Genomic DNA, 6,110 nt, shown 5'->3' with positions numbered 1-6,110 from the left:
ATCAGCCAGGTCACCTCTGCGCCGTCGCCGAGCACGAGTTGGCTGACGGAGCTGACAAGGCCGATACCCTCGCCCGACTGGCGTTCGACGATGGTCGCCTTGGCGCCGGCGCCGACGCGCGTCAGAAGCCGCACATGCGCCTGGCCGCCGGATTGCAGGTTCTGCAGTTCGATCGGCTTCTCCATTTCCGTGCCGTCGGCGATGTCGACGAAATAGCCGTCGGCGACAAAGGCGGTGTTCAGCGCGCCGATCGCGTCATCGGCGCCATAGGGATCGAGCCCGGACGCCACGCTGCCGTCGGTGAGCTTTTCAGACAGGCGCTGCACGGTCACGCCCTCGACGGCAGGCAGCTTCGCGGTCGAGGCGCCGTTCAGCACCGGCAGCACTGCGGAGCCTTCCAGCACCGGCGCCATGGCCTTGGCCGTGGCAGCCGGCTCGAAGTCCGGCACCGGATTGAGGTTCAGCAGCCGGCGCAGGTCCGTATAGTGCCATGACTCGACGCGCCGCGACGGCAGGCCGCGCTTGATCGCCTCGATCGCGTCGTCGCGCTTCATCATCACCGCGCCATCGCCGGGCAGCAGCGAAAGCCGTTCGCCGAAGGCGTCGATCAGCGCCGTTTCGGCGGGGGTGCGCTGGGGCTGTGCGTGCATGTTCATTGCTCTCGCCTCGCCTGCTGGCATCTCACGCGGCTTCGCCGATCACGCCGGCGTAGCCATTGGCTTCGAGGTCGAGCGCCAGCGACTTGTCGCCCGACTTGATGACCTGGCCCTTGTAGAGCACGTGGACGCTGTCCGGCACGATGTGCTCCAGCAAGCGCTGGTAGTGGGTGATGACGACGATGGCGCGCTCCGGCGAACGCAGCGCGTTGACGCCGTCGGAGACGATCTTCAGCGCATCGATGTCGAGGCCGGAATCGGTCTCGTCGAGCACGCAGAGTTTTGGTTCGAGCAGCTTCATCTGCAGGATCTCGGCGCGCTTCTTCTCGCCGCCGGAGAAGCCGACATTGAGCGGCCGCTTCAGCATCGCCATGTCCATGTTGAGCGAGGCGGCGGCGTCCTTCACGCGCTTCAGAAATTCCGGGATCTTCAGCGGCTCCTCGCCGCGCGCCTTGCGCTGCTCGTTCATCGCCACCTTCAGGAATTCCATGGTCGCGACGCCCGGTATCTCCATCGGATACTGGAAGGCCAAAAAGATGCCGGCGGTGGCGCGCTCTGCCGGGTCCATTTCGAGGATCGAATGGCCGTTGTAGAGGATGTCGCCCTCGGTCACCTCATAGTCCTCGCGGCCGGCGAGGATATAGGACAGCGTCGACTTGCCCGAGCCGTTCGGGCCCATGATGGCGGCGACCTCGCCGGCCTTCACCGTCAGGTTGAGGCCGCGGATGATCTCGGTGCCGTCATCGACGATGCGGGCGTGCAGGTTTCTGATTTCAAGCATTTTCTTCCATTCGTCCTATGCGTAGCCGTCTGCCCGGCTAAACCCGATTTAACATCTGCTTCAAGGCTTCCAAAAGTGCGTGCCAAAAGCCATCCGGCGAATAAACCGCGACAAGCAACGCAGCGCCCGCTGCGCCCAAACACAACGCCAGTTGCAGCCTCGTTTCCCAGCTGTCCATTCGATCCCGCAGATAGACATGCTTTTCTGCGGATTCGCGTTTGGGCGCCCTTGTCACCCCACACTTCCCTCAAGGCTGATGCCGATCAGCTTCTGCGCCTCGACAGCGAATTCCATCGGCAGCTGCTGGATGACGTCCTTGACGAAGCCGTTCACGATCAGCGCGATCGCCTCTTCCTCGGGGATGCCGCGCTGCATGACGTAGAACTTCTGGTCCTCGGAGATCTTCGACGTCGTCGCCTCGTGCTCGAACTGGGCGGTCGAGTTCTTGGCTTCCATGTAGGGCACGGTGTGGGCGCCGCACTGGTCGCCGATCAAGAGCGAGTCGCAATTGGTGAAGTTGCGCGCGTTGGTCGCCTTGCGGTGCGCCGAGACCTGGCCGCGATAGGTGTTCTGCGAAAAGCCGGCGGCGATGCCCTTGGAGATGATGCGGCTCGACGTGTTCTTGCCGAGATGGATCATCTTGGTGCCCGAGTCGACCTGCTGGTAGCCGTTCGAGACGGCGATCGAATAGAATTCGCCGCTGGAATCGTCGCCGCGCAGGATGCAGCTCGGGTATTTCCAGGTGATGGCGGAGCCGGTCTCGACCTGCGTCCACGAGATCTTCGAACGGTCGCCGCGGCAGTCGCCGCGCTTGGTGACGAAATTGTAGATGCCGCCCTTGCCCTCGGCGTCGCCGGGGTACCAGTTCTGCACCGTCGAATATTTGATCTCGGCATCGTCGAGCGCGACCAGCTCGACCACCGCGGCATGCAGCTGGTTCTCGTCGCGCTGCGGCGCCGTGCAGCCTTCGAGATAGGAGACGTAGGCCCCCTCCTCGGCGATGATCAGCGTGCGCTCGAACTGGCCGGTGTTCTTCTCGTTGATGCGGAAGTAGGTCGACAGTTCCATCGGGCAGCGCACGCCCTTCGGCACGAAGACGAAGGAACCGTCGGTGAACACCGCCGAGTTCAGCGTGGCGTAGAAATTGTCGGAGGTCGGCACGACCGAGCCGAGATATTTCTTCACCAGCTCCGGATGCTCGCGGATGGCTTCCGAGATCGAGCAGAAGATGACGCCGGCCTCGGCCAGTTCCTTCTTGAAGGTGGTGACGACAGAGACGGAATCGAACACCGCATCGACCGCGACACGGCCCGACTTGAAGACATTGTCGTTGGCTTCCTCGAGCTCCGAGGCGTCCGTCTTCTGCACGCCGGCGAGGATTTCCTGCTCCTTCAGCGGAATGCCGAGCTTCTCGTAGACCTTCAGGATCTCAGGGTCGACTTCGCTGAGCGAGGTCGGGCCCGGCGTGCTCTTCGGCGCCGCATAGTAGTAGATGTCCTGGAAGTCGATCTTCGGATAGTCGACGCGCGCCCAGGTCGGCTCTTCCAGAGTCAGCCAGCGACGATAGGCTTCCAGACGCCATTCCAGCATCCAGTCCGGCTCGCCCTTCTTCGCAGAGATGAAGCGAATGATGTCTTCGCTCAGGCCCTTGGGGGCCTTGTCCATCGCGATCTCTGTCTGGAATCCGTATTTATACTGGTCGACGTCGATCTTTCGAACCCGATCGATCGTCTCCTGCACAGCAGGCATAAGCGTTCTCCATCCACGCCGGGGTCAAGGCCCGACAGTTTTCAAACTATGGCACCACCAATGGCCACGCATGGGCGGCCGGGGCGGCGTAAGTTCCATATAGTGCGTTCCGACCGGGAATTCACCCGGCCATTTCAACGCACGGCTCTACCAGGCCCGGGAGGCCCGAATTCCTGTCGCCGCTCAGGCGGCCTTCTCCGCACCGGCACGACGCGCGGCGATGCCCGCGAGTGCTGCCCGGAACAGCTCGATATCCTCGGCGCCGGTCGCATGGCCGATCGACACGCGCAAGGCACCCAGGCTGTCGCCAAATCCCATCGCCTTGAGCACATGGCTCGGCCCGACCTTGCCCGACGAACAGGCCGACCCCGCCGACAGCGCCACGCCGGCGAGATCGAAGGCAATCTGCGCCGTCTCGGCCTTCACGCCGGGAATAGCGAAGAATGTCGTGTTGGCAAGCCTTTGCGCGCCATTTCCGAAGATTTCCGCGTCCGGCGCCAGGGATTTTACCAGGACCTCGACCTCGTCGCGGCGTCGAGCCACCGCGTCGATGCCTTGAAGGCCGGCCAGCGAAGCGCGCGCGGCGGCGCTGAAACCGGCGATACCGGGAAGGTTCTCGGTGCCGGCGCGATGGCCCTTTTCCTGGCCTCCGCCATTGATCAGCGGCTTCGGAATCATCAGATCGGCCGCCGCGACGATGGCGCCGACGCCCTTGGGGCCGCCGATCTTGTGCGAGGACAGGATCAGATAGTCGGCATAGCCGGCCGACATATCGATCGGAATGCGGCCCGCCGCCTGTACGGCGTCGATCACGAGCACGCCACCCGCCGCCTTGACGGTTTCAGCGATGCGATCGACGGGCTGGATGACGCCGGTCTCGTTGTTGGCGGCGTGGATGGCCACCAGCGGCAGGCCATCGCTCTTGTCGTGCGCGGCGAGAGCGGCAGCCAGCGCATTGAGATCGGCAATGCCGTTTCGATCGACGCCGATCCGGGTCACCTGTTCGGCAGGGAAGCGTCCGCCATTGAGGACGCAAGGATGGTCGGCCTCCGACACGTAGAGCCGACTCATGCGAACCGCGCCGCGCCCCATCCGCCAGTCCGGCGTGAGCAGCGTGGCGGCGGCTTCCGTGGCTCCGGACGTGAACACGACATGCGCGGCCTTGGCATTCACCAAGGCGGCGACATCGCGCCTTGCATCCTCGACCAGTCGCCGCGCCGCGCGGCCCTCGGCGTGGACCGAGGACGGATTGGCGGCACCAAGCGCTGCAACAACCGCCGAACGCGCCTCTTCAAGCAGCGGCGCGCTGGCGTTGTAGTCGAGATAGGCGCGAGTTGCGGCCATTTTCCCTGGATCGGTCCTTTCGAGAGCCATCCTGCGAGGATAGCGCGTTATTTCCTTGAAATCGCAAGGCAAGCCGTCCTATTTACGCGGCTTGCGGCAAGGGCGGTCGGGCCAGCGGGTTCGGCCACCCAGTTTTGAACAATTCTAAACTAGCTTCTAAGAAGACGCTTGCCCGGCGTCAAGGCCACAGTGGGCCAGAGGAAGAGTTGTTCCGGGCTGAGCGCATTCGTACGCCACGTGGAGTTTTTTATGCCTGAGGTCATTTTCGCCGGTCCGGCCGGTCGCCTGGAAGGTCGCTACCAGCCTTCCAAGGAAAAGAGCGCGCCGATCGCCATCGTGCTGCATCCGCACCCCCAGTTCGGCGGCACGATGAACAACAAGATCGTCTACGACCTCTTCTATATGTTCCAAAAACGCGATTTCACCACGCTTCGCTTCAACTTCCGCGGCATCGGCCGCAGTCAGGGCGAGTTCGACCACGGCACCGGCGAACTGTCGGACGCCGCCGCCGCGCTCGACTGGGTGCAGTCGCTGCATCCGGATTCCAAGAGCTGCTGGGTCGCCGGCTATTCGTTCGGCTCATGGATCGGCATGCAGTTGCTGATGCGCCGGCCCGAGATCGAAGGTTTCATCTCGATTGCGCCGCAGCCCAACACCTACGACTTCTCGTTCCTGGCGCCCTGCCCGTCGTCGGGTCTGATCATCCACGGTGACGCCGACAAGGTCGCGCCGCCCAAGGATGTGCAGGCGCTGGTCGACAAGCTGCACACCCAGAAGGGCATCACCATCACGCAGAAGACCTTGCCCGGCGCCAACCATTTCTTCGCCAATGACGCCGACCTTTTGCTGCAGGAATGCGCCGACTATCTCGACCGCAGGCTGGCGGGCGAACTCGCCGATCCCCGGCCGAAGCGGCTGAGGTAAATCGTCTTATGGGTGGTCGGCGCTGAGCCGTCCGCTCTGCTTCGCCATCAATTCCCGGCGCTGGGCTGCGTTGGCCCATCCCAATCGGAATGTCCTCTTGCGTTCCGGCCGCTTCGACGACGGCCGGCCGAAGATGAAGCCCAGCCGGGCAAAGACCAGCCCCGATAGGATCGCGAAGGCCAGCCCCAGCCCGAAGCCGGCAACAGTGTCGCTAGGGTAATGGGCGCCAACGAAGACGCGCGTCGAGGCAATGCACGCCGTGAGCGCCAGGGCGATGTACCAGCGCCTCGGGAACAGCAGCAGCGCGACGCCGAACACCGCGCCCATCGTGGTGGCATGGCCGGAAGGAAAGCCGGCAAAGCGCGCATCCATGGCCAAGGGGTGCAGCGACAAAACCCCGAAATCGTTGAAATAGAGCGGCCGCGCCCGGCCGATGCCGTATTTCAAGAGATTGACCGCCAGGCCGGACAAGCCGACAGCGCAAAGCACCAGGAAGGCGAAGCAGGTCCAGTTGTAGACGAAAAGCCGTGCTCGCCTGGACAGGCTTCTCCAGTCCGTCAGATTAGCGGCGACGAGGCAAAGCGCCGCCGGAATGAGGTACCAGCCGCCCAGGCCCAAATCGGTGAAGAAGTCGGTGAACTGGACGAAGCCGGGCG

At 63.7% G+C, this 6,110-nt stretch carries 5 protein-coding genes and 1 pseudogene; 1 reads left to right on the top strand and 5 read right to left on the bottom strand.

Translation table 11 applies throughout. The features are described from left to right. From EN742_RS20855 to EN742_RS20835, 4 genes and pseudogenes are all read right to left on the bottom strand, one after another. Positions 1–656 (bottom strand): annotated as a pseudogene (locus tag EN742_RS20855) (Fe-S cluster assembly protein SufD); the annotation flags it as partial. A gap of 25 nt (positions 657–681) precedes the next feature. Further along, positions 682–1,437: a Fe-S cluster assembly ATPase SufC gene (gene sufC / locus EN742_RS20850; RefSeq protein WP_126054868.1), complete on the bottom strand. Its 756-nt coding sequence runs from the start codon at positions 1,435–1,437 to the stop codon at positions 682–684. A 231-nt stretch (positions 1,438–1,668) separates the two neighbouring features. Beyond that, positions 1,669–3,186 (bottom strand): Fe-S cluster assembly protein SufB, encoded by a 1,518-nt coding sequence (gene sufB, locus EN742_RS20840; RefSeq protein ID WP_127407210.1) that lies wholly within the window; start codon positions 3,184–3,186, stop codon positions 1,669–1,671. A 183-nt stretch (positions 3,187–3,369) separates the two neighbouring features. Next, complete coding sequence (locus EN742_RS20835; protein ID WP_127422110.1) at positions 3,370–4,530, bottom strand: cysteine desulfurase family protein; 1,161 nt, start codon at positions 4,528–4,530, stop codon at positions 3,370–3,372. A gap of 249 nt (positions 4,531–4,779) precedes the next feature. Between EN742_RS20835 and EN742_RS20830 the strand changes: the two genes are divergently transcribed. Beyond that, positions 4,780–5,454, top strand: coding sequence for an alpha/beta hydrolase (locus tag EN742_RS20830; protein WP_126054872.1), 675 nt, complete (start codon positions 4,780–4,782; stop codon positions 5,452–5,454). Between the two features lie 6 nt (positions 5,455–5,460). On the opposite strand, the gene EN742_RS20825 is transcribed toward EN742_RS20830, so the two are convergent. Further along, positions 5,461–6,110 (bottom strand): phosphatase PAP2 family protein (locus EN742_RS20825; RefSeq protein WP_128333220.1); only part of this gene is annotated, 650 nt, incomplete at its 5' end.

It is taken from the genome of Mesorhizobium sp. M4A.F.Ca.ET.020.02.1.1, from assembly GCF_004022645.1.
In the GTDB taxonomy this organism is placed as follows: Bacteria; Pseudomonadota; Alphaproteobacteria; order Rhizobiales; family Rhizobiaceae; genus Mesorhizobium.
Note: the sequence above shows the minus strand (reverse complement) of the source record. Positions and strands in the feature narration are given on the sequence as shown.

Coding starts and splice junctions, on each gene's coding strand:
- sufC (WP_126054868.1), bottom strand. CDS start 1,437: ATGCTTGAAATCAGAAACCTGCACGCCCGCATCGTCGATGACGGCACC.
- EN742_RS20835 (WP_127422110.1), bottom strand. CDS start 4,530: ATGGCCGCAACTCGCGCCTATCTCGACTACAACGCCAGCGCGCCGCTG.
- sufB (WP_127407210.1), bottom strand. CDS start 3,186: ATGCCTGCTGTGCAGGAGACGATCGATCGGGTTCGAAAGATCGACGTC.
- EN742_RS20830 (WP_126054872.1), top strand. CDS start 4,780: ATGCCTGAGGTCATTTTCGCCGGTCCGGCCGGTCGCCTGGAAGGTCGC.